This window comes from Thermosynechococcus sp. (assembly GCF_046299635.1).
Lineage (GTDB): Bacteria > Cyanobacteriota > Cyanobacteriia > Thermosynechococcales > Thermosynechococcaceae > Thermosynechococcus.
Genome location: NZ_JBKBHV010000017.1, coordinates 1 through 15,962, shown reverse-complemented (window position 1 = coordinate 15,962; position 15,962 = coordinate 1). Strand labels below are relative to the sequence as shown.

The following is a 15,962-nucleotide window of genomic DNA, read 5'->3' as shown; positions in this document are numbered from 1 at the left end:
GAGAATCGCAACCGTTGTCTAAACCGGCACCCCCGCCAAGGAGCGGCAAACCGTGGTATCTGCCAACCTTCTCGCCGGAGCATGGGGTCTATGTCATGCTGCTGGTGGCGTTTCTGACGGGAGTGGCAGCCGCCCAACGGTGGACTTGGACAACAACGCTGGCATTGGTGTGCGCTTTCAGTGCCTTTCAGGCGGAGCACCCCTTGACGCTCCAAATGAAGCAACGGCGGCGTTGGCAACCGCGCCTTCTGGTGTGGGGAAGTTTCTATAGCGCCCTCGCCCTTGGCATTGCTTTTTATCTTTACTGGCAAGTGCCTCTATTACTTTGGATTTACTTGGGGGCGATCGCCATCTTTGCCATTGATAGTATTGCCGTCTTTTATCGGCAGCGCAAAGCCATCTGGAATGAGTTACTCACCTTTGCCGGCGTGTGTCTGGTTGCTCCCCTAACGGCGATCGCGACAACCGCAACAGCCGATGTTTCCCTCCTTGGGCTGTGGCTGCTGAATACCCTTTTCTTTGGCAGTGCCATTTTTACGGTCAAGCTGCGTAAGCTGCAAGACACCTCTTGGCCGGCCGCAGTGGTTTATCATGCCTTGGCCGGTCTCCTCATTGCTGGCCTTTGCTGGCTGGGTTGGTTAGGCGGTTGGGTGGCGATCGCCTTTTCTGGGGCAATCCTGAAATTCGGCCTGATTGCCTGGCAACGGGATTGGTACAAGACCACCGCCATACAAAACGTGGCCCTGCTGGAGACAGGCGCGGCATTTTTGTTCTTGGGTTTAAGCGCGATCGCGCTGCTGCCTCCCCACCCGGCCGGCGGTTAGCCACCGATACTGGCCCATAGCTTGGCCTCCTCCTCTTTGGAGATGAGACGGCCTTGATTTTCGTAGTCGGGGATTTGATCAAAGTAGAGGTAGCGATAGAGATCCGCTGCCAAGGGATCAATTTTCCGCGTCACAATCTCTAGGTACTCCTCGCGGGTGGGAATGCGCCCCAAGAGGGCACAGACGGCTGCCAACTCTGCGGATCCAAGATAGACCCGTGCTCCTTTGCCCATCCGGTTATTGAAGTTGCGGGTGGAGGTGGAGAAAACCGTCGTGTTATCGGCAACACGAGCTTGGTTACCCATGCACAAAGAGCAGCCCGGCATCTCCATGCGGGCGCCGGCAGCGGCAAAAATACTGTAGTAGCCCTCTTCGCGCAACTGCTGCTCATCCATACGGGTGGGAGGGGCAATCCAGAGGCGAACCTTCACCGCCCCTTCCCCCTCTAGCACCTTGGCTGCGGCACGGTAGTGGCCGATATTGGTCATGCAGGAACCGATAAAAACCTCCTGGACCGGCTCGCCCGCACATTCGGAAAGGGGTTTGATGTTGTCAGGGTCATTGGGGGCAGCCAGCAGCGGTTCCTTGATCTGATCGAGATCCACCTCAATCACATCGGCATACTCGGCATCCGCATCCGCACAGAGGAGACTGGGATTGGCCAACCAGGCCTCCATTTTTTTCACCCGCCGCAGGAGGGTACGGGCATCGCCGTATCCCCGCGCCACCATGTTTTTAAGGAGTGCCACATTGGATCGCAGGTAGGTGGCCACGGTTTCTACGCTGAGCTGAATGGTGCACCCTGCCGCCGATCGCTCCGCCGTAGCATCGGTGAGTTCAAAGGCCTGCTCCAGTTGCAAGTCCGGCAGTCCTTCCATCTCGATGATCCGCCCAGAGAAAACATTCTTTTTATTTTCCTTGGCAAGGGTGAGCTTGCCCTGCTGAAGAGCCACGTAGGGAATGGCATTGACCACATCCCGCAGGGTTATCCCCGGTTGCAGCGACCCCTTGAAGCGCACCAACACCGACTCCGGCATATCCAAGGGCATCACCCCCAAAGCTGCCGCAAAGGCCACCAAGCCAGACCCTGCCGGAAACGAGATGCCCAACGGAAAACGGGTGTGGGAATCACCGCCGGTGCCAACGGTATCCGGCAAAAGCATGCGGTTGAGCCAAGAGTGGATAATGCCATCCCCCGGCCGCAGCGAGACGCCCCCCCGCGAGGTGATAAAGTCCGGCAGTTCCTTGTGGGTTTTAATGTCAACGGGCTTGGGATAGGCGGCTGTGTGGCAGAAACTTTGCAACACCAAATCGGCGCCAAAGCCTAGGCAGGCCAGCTCCTTGAGTTCGTCGCGGGTCATGGGGCCTGTGGTATCCTGGGAGCCAACGGTGGTGATGACCGGCTCGCAGTAGGTACCGGGACGCACACCGGGAAGACCACAGGCTTTGCCCACAATCTTTTGGGCCAGGGTATAGCCTTTGTTGCTCGCAACGGGCGGCTGGGGACGGGCAAAGAGGGGACTAGGGTCTAAGCCCAAGGCAGCGCGGGCTTTGTCGGTGAGGGTACGACCGATGAGCAGGGAAATCCGGCCACCGGCGCGCACCTCATCCAAAAGGGTATCGGGCTTGAGGCTAAAGCGGCTGATGACCTCTCCTGCTGCGTTGGTGATTTCGCCGCGGTAGGGGTAAATGGTGATGACCTCCCCCATCTTCAGTGGGGTAACATCACACTCGATGGGTAGGGCGCCAGAGTCCTCCAGGGTGTTAAAGAAAATGGGCGCGATTTTGCCCCCTAGACAGATGCCCCCTGTGCGCTTGTTGGGAACAGAGGGAATGTCACGACCAATGTGCCAGATCAAAGAGTTGGTGGCGGACTTGCGGGAGGAACCGGTGCCCACCACATCCCCCACATAGGCAAGGGGGTAACCTTTTTGCCTCAGCTCGGCCATAATTTGCAGTGCCCCCGGCAGGCGGCTTTCCAGCATGCTGAGAGCATGGAGGGGAATATCGGGGCGGGTGGTGGCATGGGGCGCCGGCGAAAGATCATCAGTGGTGGTTTCCCCTTCCACCTTAAAAACGGTGACCGTCAGCGCCTCAGGCAGGGGATCGCGGCGGGTAAACCAGTTGCCGTTGGCCCAAGATTCCATCACTTGGCGGGCATAGGGGTTCCCTTGCTGCATCAGGTCTTGAACATCGTGAAAGGCGTCATAGACCAAGAGGGTATGGCCGAGGGCCGTGGCCGCTGCCTGGGCCAGTTCCGGGTTCTCGTAGCGCAGCAGATCGATCAGGGATTGGACGTTGTAGCCCCCCAGCATGGTGCCGAGGAGTTCCACGGCTGCCCCAGGGGAAAGGAGGGGGCTGGTGAGTTCCCCTCTGGCGATCGCCGTCAAAAAGCCCGCTTTGATATAGGCTGCTTCATCCACACCGGGGGGCACGCGATCGCGAATCAGGTGCAGCAGATAGTCTTCCTCTCCCGCTGGAGGGTGTTGCAGTAGATCACAGACCGCCGAGGTTTCTGCCGCCGTCAGGGGCAAGGGGGGAATGCCCAAGGCAGCACGTTCTTGGGTTTGCTGACGGTATTGGCTGAGTACGGTTGTGTCCACGCTCTGCTGACCTCAATTCAGAAATAAAAAGGAAAACAAAATCGTTTAGTTGCGGATCTAAATTTTAGAGTACAGATTTCTGTTTGATTCTTTGGTTACTTTCGATATGGATATCCTTGGGGCGATCGCCCCTATCGCCAGTCGCGCTGTAACTCTTCGGCCACCCGCCGGTAATCCGCTTGCGCCTCCTTGGCCTGCTTGCCCTTCCATCGGGTGATGGGCACTCCCTCTAGCGCTGCCCGTTCATGGGCTTTGTAGGCACGAATAAAAGAGTGACAGGCCGCCACCCCCAACTGCAAGAGCGTATTTTGAGCGTCGAGGGCTTCATTGACACAACGGGGATCCACGCGGGTGAGCAGAACGCGGTGAGGAACTTTAGACGGTTGCACCACTTGCTTCACAGTTTCAATGAGGGCGGCAAGGTCAATGGGGGCAGGTGGCGTGGGCAGCACGAGATAGTCGGCGATCGGTACCACCGCTGCTAGGGCACTGGAGGCCAAAGCTGGAGGGGTATCCACCACAATCAGGTCATAGCCAGAGAGCTTGCGCACGTTGCTGAGGAGTTTTGGGTTGACCTCCTGCGCGAGATCGAAACCCATGGACTGGCCACTGCGCTGAAACCACCACGTCGCCGAAGCTTGGGGATCCGTATCCACCAACAACACTTTGTACTGCTCGGCATAGGTGGCTGCCAGATTAATCGCCGTGGTGGTTTTGCCCACGCCCCCCTTCCCATTGAGGATGGCCAATAGACGGGGTTCCGCCAAGGTGCTGCCCTCCTAAAACTGCCGCAGAAAGCGCAGATCGCTGGTGTAGAAGCGGCGAATATCATCAATTTGATGCAGCACCATGGCAAACCGCTCCACGCCAAAACCGGCGGCAAAGCCGGTATAGACCTCCGGATCGTAGCCGACATTCTTGAGAACAGCGGGATCCACCATGCCACAACCCATCACCTCTAACCAGCGTCCCTGCCACTGCACATCCACCTCCGCCGAGGGTTCGGTAAAGGGGAAATAGCTTGCACGGAAGCGAATGGGAACATCACCAAAGAGTTCAGCCAGAAATGTTGTGACGGTGCCTTTGAGGTCGGTAAAGGTCAGTCCCTCATCCACTGCCAAAATCTCAACTTGGTGAAACACGGCCGCGTGGGTAGCATCCTCTGTATCCCGACGGTAACAGCGACCGGGAGCCACAATCCGAATGGGAGGGTCGTTGAGTTCCATGTAGCGAATCTGTACCGAGGAGGTGTGGGTGCGCAGGAGATTGCCGTCGGGCAGGTAAAAGGTGTCCTGCATATCGCGGGCCGGGTGATCTGCCGGCGTATTGAGCGCCTCAAAGTTGTAGTAGTCGGTTTCCATCTCTGGGCCGTTGGCCACGGTATAGCCGAGACCCACAAAAATATCGAGAATGCGGTCAATGGTGCTATTGAGGGGATGAATGTGCCCTTGGGGACGAAAGACCCCCGGCATTGTTACATCCAAGCTTTCGGCTGCTAACTGGGCGGCAATTTTTTCTGCTTGTAGGGTTTGGCGCCGTGTCTCTAGCTCTTGCAGGAGGCGCTCTTTAAGAGTGTTAGCAAGGCTACCAATGGTAGGGCGATCGCCGGCGGGCAACTTGCCCATCAGCCCCAGCACCTGCGACAGTTCCCCTTTTTTACCAAGGTAGGCCACACGCAGTTGCTCAAGGGTTTCAAGGTTGGGGGCTTGGGCGATCGCCTGCAGGGCTTTGGCTTCCAAAGCTTTGAGTTTTTGAATGAGCTGATCGCGATCAAGGGGGGGAGTGGTCATGGCAAAATGCGGTTGCGGGATACGCAAAGATCAACGGCACCAGTCTAGGGGAAGACAGGACATTCTAGAGCTTGGGAGTAAGCCTTGATTATAACGCTCTGTCCGCAGTTGCGATCGCCATGGTTTTAGAATGCCCATGCCTAACCTTACAAGCCAGCTTAAACTCACTATTGGTCAATGGTTGGCCAAAGCTCCCCAAGCCTTTTTGCGCTCACCGCAATTTTCCGCCAGACATGAGCAACAGATGGCGATCGCTGCCGGTGGACTGTGGTTTTTGGCGCAAGTGCTCTATCTCCACTATTTGTCGTCAACCCCTTGGCCGTGGTTAGAAAGTGTTGTGGAGGCTGCCGCCGTCGTCCTCATTGGCGGTTTTCCCGTGCTGTGGTGGGCAAGTGGGCGGCGCGATTTTGAGACCATTGCTCAACGCTGGCCAAGGCGGCTACTTCTGGGTTTGACCCTGTACCTCACGATTGGCCTGCTGCTGCCGGGGGGAACTCACTTTCGTTGGCGGCAAACCCTCGCCAATTTAATCTTTGCCGATCAACCGTGGCTAAATCTGCCAATCTTTCTTGGGGGCGTCTGGGCAATGGTGCGCGTGCCCTTTCTCCTGCGGCAGCAGACGACGCCGCGGCCGGTGTTGTGGACTTGGAGTAGCGGAGCAGCCCTCTATTTGTGGGTCAGCCACAGTGGGGGGATTTCGCCGGCACTCCCCAAAGAGCACAGCGAAGGCTTCCTCATTGCGCCGATTTATCTGCTGCTGTGTGCCTGGGGGGATTGGCAGCGGCACCATTGCCTCCAACAGAGACCGACGGGATTGGGATGGCAACACCTGCCCTTAATTGCGGTCTCGCTCTTTAGTCTCTATTGGTTTTCGACCCCCTACTTTCGCTTTGGCCCTTTGGTGGCGCTGCAATTATTTATCCTACTCATTATTTTTGGCAGCGGGCTGGGGCGATCGCACTTTGGCTATAGCTTTGAACCGCGCTGGCGCGATGCCCGTTTACTGACGGGACTGTTCTTGGCGGCCTTGATAACCATGGTGCCCTTGGGGAGTCTCTTGGGGTTTTTGCCCTTGGCGCAATTTAACTTGACTCCCTCGCCGCTTCAGCTCTTTGTCTATACCACCCTTTTTGCCCTGCGGGTGGGCATTTTTGAGGAGGTGCTTTTTCGCAGTGGTTTGATGATTCTCGTGCGGGATCTCTGGCAGCGCTATGGGGGCGATCGCCGGCCGCCGGCCGTCATTGCTTGGGGGGCCATTCTCATTTGTTCGCTCCTCTTTGGCATTGTCCATATCGGGAATGAACCGAACGCCCATATTCAACTGCCCCCCATGGTCTATCGAGGGGTTTATGTCCTGATGGCTACATTGGCCTCGTTGTTCTATTGCTTTGTCTTTGCCTGTACCCAGCGTCTCTGGGCGGGTGTTGTGCTTCATGGTCTTGTGGACGCGATCGCCGTCGTATTTTTCGGCGCTGCCTTGGTTGCCCCCTTCTAGCGCACCACAATCACCGGCGTCCCCGGTTGCACTTTCTCAAACAGCTCCTCAATGTCGCGGTTGTACATGCGCACGCAGCCGTGGGAAACAGCCTGCCCCACAGACTCTGGATGGGGCGTACCGTGCAACCCAACCCAATTGGTGCCATCGCTCCAAAAGCCAATCCACCGCCGCCCCAAAGGATTTTGAGGATGCCCGCCGGCAATCACCGCCCCTGTAAAGGGATTTTTCCAAGCAGGATTGCGAATCATCTGCCGCACCTGAAACTGACCTATGGGGGTTTCCCACCCCGGCCGTCCCACAGCCACCGGATAGCGGCGCAGGGGAGTTTGTCCCTGATAGAGGGTCAATTGTCGCCGCGAGAGGCTGATTTCTAGGCGCAGGGGGGTAACCCTAGGATTCGAGATAACGGCTGGCGGTGCACTGGCAAGGGCAAAGGGGAGAGGGGATAAAAGGCTGAAGCTCAGCAGTCCCAAAAGAGCGATCGCCCCTGGGCTAACGTCTGAGAACCCTCGTCTTGGCATGGTGCAATTTACTCCTCCCACAGCAAGGTTAGACTAACAAAGAATAGATACAGTAACTGTTGGGCAATTTTTCGGGATTGTGGATGAACAATCAATTCCTGCGCTATTTGCCCCTCGCAACGGGGGTGCTGGGGGGAACCCTGCTGCTTATCAACCGCCTGTTGACCCCCCTGCTGACCCCTTCCCAAGCGCGGGCGGATGTGGTGGGGGTGATCCTGGCAGCGGTGTTGGTTTTGACGACGTTGATTTGGCAGCAGGTGCAGCCCCGGCCGCCGCAAGCGGTGCTCCTTGAAGGGGAAGAGGGCTTTGAACTGGCGGATGATCTCGACCCTGCCCTGCAAACCGAGCTGGCGTGGTTATCCTATACGTTGCTGACCAATACCCCCACAAAGTCAATTGTTCTCTGGCGGGGCGATCGCCCCCTCTTGCGGCGCGGCATTCTCGGCCCGCAACCGATGACGACTCCAGGCCCTATTGTCCGGCGTGTCCTGCAAACCCAACGCCCCATCTATTTGGTGAATTTGGCGCTTTACCCTGGGCGTATTGAATTTGACTATTTACCCCCCAATACCCAAGGGGTCATCTGCCAACCCGTGGACGAGCAAACCGTGATGATTCTGGGCACCAACGCCCCGCGCAGCTATACCAAGCAGGATGAACGGTGGGTGGCTGCCCTTGCCGCAAAGCTCGCCCAGGTGCTGGCAGGACAGTACAATAAAGCCTAGACTCGCCTGAAGGCGACTTTTGACACTGACGATCGTTTATTAGGATTGCGATATTGACTATGACTGTTGCCACTTCTGCTACCCCGGCTGTGCCCAGTGATGCCCGGCAACGGGTGGCCACCTTTCTCAAGGCATTACAGGATCAGATTTGCCAAGCCCTAGAGGCTGCCGATGGCGATGCCCAGTTTCAGGAAGACACTTGGGAACGGCCCGAAGGGGGCGGCGGGCGATCGCGGGTGATGAAGAATGGCCGGCTCTTGGAGCAGGGGGGCGTTAATTTCTCGGAAGTGTGGGGAGAGCAGTTGCCCCCCTCAATTTTGGCGCAGCGGCCGGAGGCGGCAGGGTATGGCTTCTATGCCACGGGGACTTCCATGGTGCTCCATCCCCGCAATCCCTATGTGCCGACGGTGCACCTGAATTACCGTTACTTTGAGGCAGGGCCGGTGTGGTGGTTTGGCGGTGGCGCCGATTTGACCCCCTACTACCCCTTTGTCGAGGATGCCAAACACTTCCATCAGGTGCACAAGGCGGCCTGCGATCGCCACCACAGCGAGTACTATCCGGTGTTCAAACGCTGGTGTGATGAATACTTTTACCTGAAGCATCGGGGGGAAACCCGAGGGGTGGGCGGCATTTTCTTTGATTATCAAGACGGGAGCGATCGCGAGCTATACCGCGGCCCTGATCCCAACGGTGAGGCGGCTCGCTATAGCCGAGAGGTTGGTTCGATTGGCCCTCGTTCGTGGGAAGACCTCTTTGCTTTTGTGCAAAGCTGTGGCCAAGCCTTTCTGGAAGCCTACCTACCGATTGTGGAACGGCGGCGCCACCTAGAGTATGGCGATCGCGAGCGGCAATTCCAGCTCTATCGTCGCGGGCGCTATGTGGAATTTAACCTTGTCTATGACCGAGGGACGATTTTTGGCTTGCAAACCAACGGCCGCACCGAGTCTATTTTGATGTCTTTGCCGCCCCTTGTCCGCTGGGAATACGGCTATACCCCGGAACCCAACAGCCGCGAAGCCGAACTGTACACCACCTTTTTGAAGCCCCAAGACTGGGTAAATTGGCCACTCTAAAGAGGGATACCCCTGTGTTTCGCCGCCTGCTTGCTCTTTTGGGCGATCTACGCTTGGCCATTCTTCTGCTGCTGGTGATTGCGATCGCCAGTATGAGCGGCACGGTGATCGAACAGGGGCAACCCCTCAGCTTCTATCAAACCCACTATCCCGAAGACCCCGCCCTCTTTGGCTTTCTCAGTTGGCGGGTACTCTTGGCTCTGGGGTTAGATCATGTCTATCGCACCCCGTGGTATCTCACTCTGTTGGTGCTCTTTGGAGCCAGTTTGATTGCCTGTACCTTGAGTCGGCAGGTGCCTGCTCTCCTCGGTGCCCACCGCTGGCAGTACTACACAGAACCGCGACAGTTCACCAAGCTTGCCCTGAGCACCACGATTTCCCAAGGTTCCCTCAACACCTTAGCCACCACCTTAAGGGCGAAGGGCTACCGCGTCTGGCAAGCCGACAACCAACTCTATGCCCGCAAAGGCATTATTGGGCGTATTGGCCCGATTGTGGTTCATGGCAGTATGATCCTGATTTTGCTGGGGGGAATTTTGGGGGCGCTCACAGGCTTTATGGCCCAGGAACTCGTGCCCAGTGGGGAGACCTTTCATCTTCAGCACCTTGTGCAAGCAGGCCCCTTGGCACGCCTCCCCCAAGATTGGTCGGTAAAGGTCAACCGCTTTTGGATTGACTACACCGATGCCGGCGACATTGATCAGTTTTACTCGGATCTTTCCGTCCTAGATGCTCAGGGGCAGGAGGTAAAGCGGGCAACCATTCACGTGAACCGACCCTTGAAGTACGGTGGCGTAACCCTCTATCAGGCCGACTGGAGCATTGCTGCCCTGCGCTTTCGCCTCAACAACAGTCCCGTGCTGCAACTGCCCATGGCTCCACTCGACACCGGCGGCAAAGGGCGCCTCTGGGGCACTTGGCTTCCCACCAAGCCCGATCTCTCGGAAGGGATTTCCCTGATTGCGCGGGATCTGCAGGGCACGGTTCTCATCTATAGCCCCAAGGGGGAGTTTCTCACCAGCCTGCGCACAGGCATGAGTACAGAAATCAACGGGGTGAAGCTGACCTTGGTTGAACTGGTGGGCAGTACGGGGCTGCAAATTAAAGCGGATCCGGGCATTCCCCTCTTTTATGCGGGCTTTGCCTTTTTGATGGCCGGCGTGATCATGAGCTATGTCTCCCATTCCCAGGTGTGGGGGCTGCTGCAGAACGATGTTCTCTATCTGGGGGGGCGCACGAATCGGGCGCAGCTGGCCTTTGAGCAGGAATTGGAGGCGATCGCCCGCGAATTGGAATGCCAAAGCCAACCCACAGAAGTAGAAGCCTAGCCCCTTGACTCTCTAGTTGACTGGAGACCTGAGAATCCGAGGCAGTGCGTTAGGGGAAGGTTATGAAGACCCACCTCACCTTCAAGGTGCAGGGGATGCGCTGTGCTGCCTGCGCCAATGTGGTGGACTCTGCCCTGCGATCGCTAGAGGGGGTGGTGGATTGTGAAGTGCATTTTGCCGCTGCCCAAGCCCGCGTCACCTATGATCCACAGCGAGTCAGTTGGTCGGATCTCCAGGGGGCGATCGCCAAAGCCGGCTACCAACAGAGGGACTGATTACCGACACCGCCGCCGAAGAATTTGCCTATCGCGCCTCTTGGCCGGGGGTGCCACCCTTCGGATTACCACTTGGTTTGTGCCGACGGTGCTGGCGATCGCCCTCCTGACGGGGCTGCTGTGGCTCACCGTTGGCCGCAATCCCACCCTTACCATCGGCGTCCTGATCCTTGCCTGTCCCTGTGCCCTTGGCCTAGCCACTCCCACCGCCATCATGGTCGGCACCGGCAAAGCAGCGGAGTATAAGCAGTCTAGAACTGGCGCAGCGTCTTCAAACCCTTGTCCTCGACAAAACGGGAAGGCTCACCCAAGGCCGTCCCGGCGTCACGGATATTTACACCCAGGAGGATCCCACAGCCCTTTTGCGTCTTGCTGCCAGTGTGGAATGGCATTCGGAACATCCCCTTGCGGCGGCGGTGGTCGAGTACGCCCAAAGGCAGGGGTTGACGCTCATCCCGCTAACGCTTCTCGTATAGCGCGAGATTCCCCCTTCACCGAGTCTTGGCTAGATGTCCCGAAGGACACCCCCGCCAGAACCTCTCCAAGAGCCTTTTCAGCACTGGCCACCCGACAGCGCTTTTCAAATCTATTTCGCAGGACTGGTTATTATGGCTATATAGATCGCCCAGCAGGCGAGAATTGATCATTACATTGCCGCTGTCCGCCCCGATCAAAAGGCGGCAATCATCGCCGCCCTGCAACGGCAAGGAAAATGTGTGGCCATGGTGGGAGATGGTATTAACGATGCCCCGGCTCTGGCCCAAGCGGATGTGGGAATTGCTCTGGGCAGCGGTACCGATGTAGCGATCGCCAGCAGTGATATCACCCTCATTGCCGGCCACCTTCAGAGTCTTGTGACTGCCCTCCAACTCAGCCGTGCCACAATTCAAAATGTTCGCCAAAATCTCTTTTTTGCCTTTATCTACAATATGGCCGGCATTCCCATTGCCGCCGGCATCCTCTGGAACGCTTGGCTCCTCAACCCGATGCTGGCCGAAGCAGCCATGGCCTTTAGTTCTCTTTCGGTGGTGCTGAATGCCCTGCGCCTGCGCCATTTTCGACCAAGGCTCCCTGCCCTTGGCTAAAACGCGGGATATAAGATTGTGCCTAAAGCCGCCATCATTCAGCGCGATCGCTCCTATACGTTTGCCGATTGATCAATGGACTGAGGCTGACTTGGAGAACCTGCTGCGAATTCTCGTGAAAATTTTGACCCCCTAAAATTATTCCGTTGTCTGAATAGGGTAGAACTTCACTGGGTCACCGTTGCTTTGGGGCATCTCTTTCCAGCAATCGCCGGGTGGGCTAGGGCCTATTCCTTCTTTCACAGAAGCCACCGTAACCCCCCATTCTCTGGCATGGACACAGCCGGAGACCCCTGTTCCTGCCGGATCAATCGCCTGAGTATGTACCGAGACATACCAAGGGTTGCCCCCCCCATAGAGAACTCGATCAGTCTTTTCTTCCCTGATTTCATCGTAGGTCATGGTGAGGGGATAGTATCCCTCTATGCGGTAGCCGCCGCCGCGAGTGTCATAGATATTCAATAGATAAAGCTTGGTTGCAAAAATTTTGTGACGCACGCGGTAGGCCTCTTGGGCGCGATTGACGGCTCCCACCGTGCTCTTTGCCGCTGCCAGCTGTGCCTTGTGTTTCTGGTTTAGCAACGAAGGTAGGGCAATGAGGGCAATAATTCCCAAAATCACCATGACCACCAGCACTTCTGGCAGTGTTAGCCCCTTGGTTCGGCGCCGAAGGCGCTGCTCGTCGAGAAAGAGTAAAAACTTGAACCCCAACGGTGTAGGCAGCATGTCTTGCATCCTCAATAGATTAACTAATCACCGTACTTGCCACATCGCTCTATGCCACTTTCAACCCGCACAGCACCAACGAGGGTGGCCAAGCGTACACAGTGCAAAAACTCCCTCTCGTAGGCCGAGATACTAAAGGAAATCCGCCGTGGCGTGATGGGGGTAATGACTTTTCCTTGATAGTTGAAACTCACCCGACACTCCTCTGAGGGGCGAGCAGCCTCTTGCCAGCACTCTAGCGTCTGCTGGTTCTTATCCCGCACCGGCGAATAAAAATCGGTTCCCCACATTACCATCATCACTTGATCGTTGTCATCCTCTAGGAGGGGCTGCCAAGGGGGGGCGCTGGCGGCGGACATTTGGTTGCGATCGTCACGATAAATGCGATACTCTACCCCTTGCGGCCCATTGCGAAATGCTGCCGTCCAGATGCGCCGCTCTTTCATGGCTTTGGTTTGGGCAAGGCGAATGACATTGCGGGCTACACTGGCTGCTGCCCTTACCCGCTGCCGCTGCAGTAGGGGAAAGAGGCTCATCGTACCCACGGCAATAACGATGCCGATCAGCACAATCACCACCAGCATTTCTGTAAGCGTATAGCCTTGGGAATTGCGCACTCTCATGGAAAACATGGAAAACTCCTAGAACTCCTAGAAGGATCCTAATGTACCACAGCTAGAACTCACTACTAGAACTCCTAGAAGGATACTAATGTACCACAGAACGACTGAGAACCGTCGTTGCCATTTCTAAGCGCTTGCCGCTATCAAAGCCGGGCAGCGAATCCAAGGGCTTCAGACGCAGATAGACGTAGGTGGCAACATTGGTATTCGTAGAAGGACGCTGGACACAGGCATAGAAACTGTCGAAGCCTAGATTGGCAGGCGCAGTACGTTTGTAGGGGGCTACTTTTGTTGGCACTTCCGGACAGCCCAAAGGCCCCATTCCCACATCTACGCCATCAATGAGAACTTGAGCCATGTCTTTGTCATCTTGGTAGCGTTCGTACTCTTTGTCTTCTTCCGCTTTGAAATCTCCCTTAGGACGTTGACTTTGCAGGGATTGTTTGGTGTGGATGTCATAAGGCCACATAGCAAAGGAGGAGACAGAGTTGGGGTTGCCCAGCTGGGCATAGGAAGTAGGCTGCACATAGCCCTCGTTCCACCACAGATTTTCATCGGTCAGACCGCCGTCTTGTTGCTTGTACTTGCGCAAGGTATAGCGGCGCAAAATTGCCGGCCCGCGCCAAAATTGAAGGTTGGGTGCCGTGTCTAGGTAATAGACCACCAGTGTATAGGCATGGCGACTTTTTTGAAGGCGGCGACAGTCTTCTTGTGCCCAGTTAGGCAATTTGTTGCAGTTTCCGGGAATTTTGGCATCTTTGCGCCAATAGTACCCCAACTCATTGTTGTCGTAGGGCAACGGCTCTAGAATCCACATGGCCAAGATGGGGTGCATGGTTTCGGGGTACGCGGGGAGAAAATTTTTCACCGGGAGAAAATTTTTGTTGTCTCTCTCAGGGCAATTGGGTCCGTGGAGACATTTTTCATCATAGATATAGACCGCCTCGGCCAAATCTTTGCTGATGACATCCATTGCCATCTTTAGCTCTTGGCTGAGGGCATTGAGGTCAGCTTCTTCCCGCTCGGTCTTGAGCATGTCAATCAAAAGGGAGCCTAAGGAAACCATGATCACCCCGGCGATCACAAGGGAGACTAAAATCTCGACGATTGTGAAACCCTTTTGGCGCCGCTGCTTGGGGGAGTGCACTTTTTTTCTTGGCCACATGGATGAAAGCTCCTTAAAGGGTAGAGTCAGAATCTATCTCCTAAAACTTACTTAAAAGGAGGAGTTGGAGGAGTAAGAGAACCAAGGCTGCCTCCCGTCTTCGTCTGCATCTTCGTAGACGGCGGCGACTAAGTCCTACGCCTAGGCGCACAGATGGACTCAGGATCTAGCGTTTCCGGACTACGGGCGCGCAGAATACAGGTTGACAAGACAACGAGGGGATCTTCTTGATTGGGTGCCTCAATCTGATCGCTTGCTGCGGTAAAAAGCACCGGTTGCTCTTGAATTGGACCTGTGGGTGTGCTGCTTGCCCCGCTTTTGATGGCTCGTTTTTCATAAACCCGCACCTGCACCAGATAGCTGTTTACTTGGCTGTTTACTTGCAAAGGACCGCGAACGATTTGCAAAGGACCGCGAACGATTTGCACGCCAAATTCATGGCTGCCAACCCGACGTAGGCAAGCCTTGCGCGGATCATCGGTAAACCACGGATTGGGGGGGGCACAGTTCACCACACTGGTGGGGTGGGGTTCTCGGCTCAGATCGTTGGGCACTGTAGCCTCAGGGGGCAGCAAGGAGGTGTCACTTGTGCGAACATCTATCCCCTGCTCCATCATGGCCTGCAGCCGATCCAAGGATTCTCGCGCCAGTTCCCCTGCTTTGTTGATGCGATCATTGCGCAGCCGCGTAGCCGCCACAATGGCCAAGGGCATCGTCAGCATGGCAATGCCAAGGTTGACCACCAGAATTGCCACTAGGCATTCAAAGAGGGTTAGCCCCTTTTGCCGTGACCGAAGCTGTAACCAAGTGTTTATGCTGTTCATCGCCCTTCTCTCCTAGGGTTAGCGTGTTGATTGGGCCGAGGAAGCAGGACAGTTTGTGACCGTCGGATCAATCGGACCACTTCCTAGATTGGCCGGCCGTTGGGCACAGCGTAACTGCTTAATGTAAGGATCCTCAGCCGGCATTTCCTTGTAGTATTCATTGCGTTCTTCTTTGCTTGGGGTAAACATCCGCCTCGCGACCGGCCCTAGCGGTGCCAGTTGCAGCCCCACGTCATAACCCCAGCGGCGGGTGGGAGGAACGTAGTATTGAATCAGCTCGCCGGATGTTGCTGAGCAATTGAACGCTTCGTCGACATTACGGCAGTGATTATCCGAAGGAGTCGTTGGCGAGATTTCCCACTGGTCTTGGTCAAAGGGACCCGTGGCTTGGGTCGAGAAATTGGGTTGAATAAATGCCCCTTGAATCCAGAGGTTGCCCCACCCTTCAATAAATCGTGGGAAGTTGTGCATGCCGCCGTAGGATTGCATAGGCCGCGAGGGCACAATGCCACTCACAATCACAGCATTCACACGGGTATCGGCAGCACCATTAAGGGCGCGAGAGTCGTTGAAGGTGTAGTAGGCTTCTGGGTAGTCGTAGCGTCGCGTTTTACCGGTTAGGTAATTAATTGCCCAAGGATCGCCATTCTTATCCACATAAATCGGTGAGCTGGGATCAAAGGGATCTTCTCGCAACCAAACGTAGTCACCTTCTAAGTCTTCCTTAGGACGGTTGGCATTCAAGAAGGATGGACGGAGTTCTTCTGTGTTGGCACAACCCAAGTAGATTTGGCCAGTATTGGTGCTATTGTCCACCTTTGCATTCGAGCCTGTGTCTTGCACATAGTTCGATGCCAAGTTCTCGGGTGAATCGTTGCGTAGTCCCTGAACACTATTAT

14 protein-coding genes and 2 pseudogenes are annotated in these 15,962 nt (G+C 56.1%); 7 read left to right on the top strand and 9 right to left on the bottom strand.

All coding sequences use genetic code 11. From position 1 onward, the window contains the following. Nucleotides 1-14 precede the first annotated feature (14 nt). Nucleotides 15-824 carry a YwiC-like family protein gene (locus tag ACK4IR_RS08185; RefSeq protein ID WP_409873885.1) on the top strand — a complete coding sequence of 270 codons (810 nt, stop codon included), beginning with the start codon at nucleotides 15-17 and terminating at the stop codon, nucleotides 822-824. On the opposite strand, the gene acnB is transcribed toward ACK4IR_RS08185, so the two are convergent. The 3 genes from acnB to pheS form a co-directional block, all read right to left on the bottom strand. Continuing rightward, entirely contained in the window at nucleotides 821-3,427 is a 2,607-nt protein-coding gene (gene acnB, locus ACK4IR_RS08180; protein ID WP_409873884.1) for a bifunctional aconitate hydratase 2/2-methylisocitrate dehydratase, read from the bottom strand. The genes ACK4IR_RS08185 and acnB overlap by 4 nt on opposite strands. 131 nt (nucleotides 3,428-3,558) lie before the next feature. Continuing rightward, nucleotides 3,559-4,194 carry a ParA family protein gene (locus ACK4IR_RS08175; RefSeq protein ID WP_409873883.1) on the bottom strand — a complete coding sequence of 212 codons (636 nt, stop codon included), beginning with the start codon at nucleotides 4,192-4,194 and terminating at the stop codon, nucleotides 3,559-3,561. Between the two features lie 12 nt (nucleotides 4,195-4,206). Continuing rightward, nucleotides 4,207-5,217 carry a phenylalanine--tRNA ligase subunit alpha gene (gene pheS / locus ACK4IR_RS08170; protein ID WP_409873882.1) on the bottom strand — a complete coding sequence of 337 codons (1,011 nt, stop codon included), beginning with the start codon at nucleotides 5,215-5,217 and terminating at the stop codon, nucleotides 4,207-4,209. A gap of 136 nt (nucleotides 5,218-5,353) precedes the next feature. Between pheS and ACK4IR_RS08165 the strand changes: the two genes are divergently transcribed. Continuing rightward, a complete protein-coding gene (locus tag ACK4IR_RS08165; protein ID WP_409873881.1) occupies nucleotides 5,354-6,712 on the top strand; it encodes a CPBP family intramembrane glutamic endopeptidase in 1,359 nt (452 codons plus the stop codon). Here the strand turns inward: ACK4IR_RS08165 and ACK4IR_RS08160 are convergent. Then, nucleotides 6,709-7,236, bottom strand: a complete 528-nt coding sequence (locus ACK4IR_RS08160) for a L,D-transpeptidase (protein WP_409873880.1) — start codon at nucleotides 7,234-7,236, stop codon at nucleotides 6,709-6,711. The two genes, ACK4IR_RS08165 and ACK4IR_RS08160, sit on opposite strands and share 4 nt — an antisense overlap. An 83-nt stretch (nucleotides 7,237-7,319) precedes the next feature. Here ACK4IR_RS08160 and ACK4IR_RS08155 point away from each other — a divergent pair, with 83 nt between their 5' ends. The 5 genes and pseudogenes from ACK4IR_RS08155 to ACK4IR_RS08135 form a co-directional block, all read left to right on the top strand. Next, nucleotides 7,320-7,961: a cofactor assembly of complex C subunit B gene (locus ACK4IR_RS08155; protein WP_409873879.1), complete on the top strand. Its 642-nt coding sequence runs from the start codon at nucleotides 7,320-7,322 to the stop codon at nucleotides 7,959-7,961. A 59-nt stretch (nucleotides 7,962-8,020) separates the two neighbouring features. After that, nucleotides 8,021-9,037 carry an oxygen-dependent coproporphyrinogen oxidase gene (gene hemF, locus ACK4IR_RS08150; RefSeq protein WP_409873878.1) on the top strand — a complete coding sequence of 339 codons (1,017 nt, stop codon included), beginning with the start codon at nucleotides 8,021-8,023 and terminating at the stop codon, nucleotides 9,035-9,037. A 14-nt stretch (nucleotides 9,038-9,051) separates the two neighbouring features. Continuing rightward, complete coding sequence (locus ACK4IR_RS08145) at nucleotides 9,052-10,365, top strand: cytochrome c biogenesis protein (RefSeq protein WP_409873877.1); 1,314 nt, start codon at nucleotides 9,052-9,054, stop codon at nucleotides 10,363-10,365. A gap of 62 nt (nucleotides 10,366-10,427) precedes the next feature. Then, nucleotides 10,428-10,640, top strand: a complete 213-nt coding sequence (locus ACK4IR_RS08140) for a heavy-metal-associated domain-containing protein (protein WP_409873876.1) — start codon at nucleotides 10,428-10,430, stop codon at nucleotides 10,638-10,640. 61 nt (nucleotides 10,641-10,701) lie between these two features. Then, nucleotides 10,702-11,725, top strand: a pseudogene (locus ACK4IR_RS08135) (HAD-IC family P-type ATPase); the annotation flags it as partial. A gap of 138 nt (nucleotides 11,726-11,863) precedes the next feature. Here the strand turns inward: ACK4IR_RS08135 and ACK4IR_RS08130 are convergent. The 5 genes and pseudogenes from ACK4IR_RS08130 to ACK4IR_RS08110 all read right to left on the bottom strand — a co-directional run. Next, entirely contained in the window at nucleotides 11,864-12,451 is a 588-nt protein-coding gene (locus ACK4IR_RS08130) for a type IV pilin protein (protein WP_409873875.1), read from the bottom strand. A 23-nt stretch (nucleotides 12,452-12,474) separates the two neighbouring features. Next, complete coding sequence (locus ACK4IR_RS08125; protein WP_409873874.1) at nucleotides 12,475-13,083, bottom strand: Tfp pilus assembly protein FimT/FimU; 609 nt, start codon at nucleotides 13,081-13,083, stop codon at nucleotides 12,475-12,477. Between the two features lie 76 nt (nucleotides 13,084-13,159). Beyond that, the gene (locus ACK4IR_RS08120) at nucleotides 13,160-14,239 is read right to left on the bottom strand and encodes a prepilin-type N-terminal cleavage/methylation domain-containing protein (RefSeq protein WP_409873873.1); all 1,080 of its coding nucleotides are present in this window, start codon (nucleotides 14,237-14,239) and stop codon (nucleotides 13,160-13,162) included. A gap of 128 nt (nucleotides 14,240-14,367) precedes the next feature. Further along, the gene (locus ACK4IR_RS08115; RefSeq protein ID WP_409873872.1) at nucleotides 14,368-15,063 is read right to left on the bottom strand and encodes a hypothetical protein; all 696 of its coding nucleotides are present in this window, start codon (nucleotides 15,061-15,063) and stop codon (nucleotides 14,368-14,370) included. Between the two features lie 18 nt (nucleotides 15,064-15,081). After that, nucleotides 15,082-15,962 (bottom strand): annotated as a pseudogene (locus tag ACK4IR_RS08110) (hypothetical protein); the annotation flags it as partial.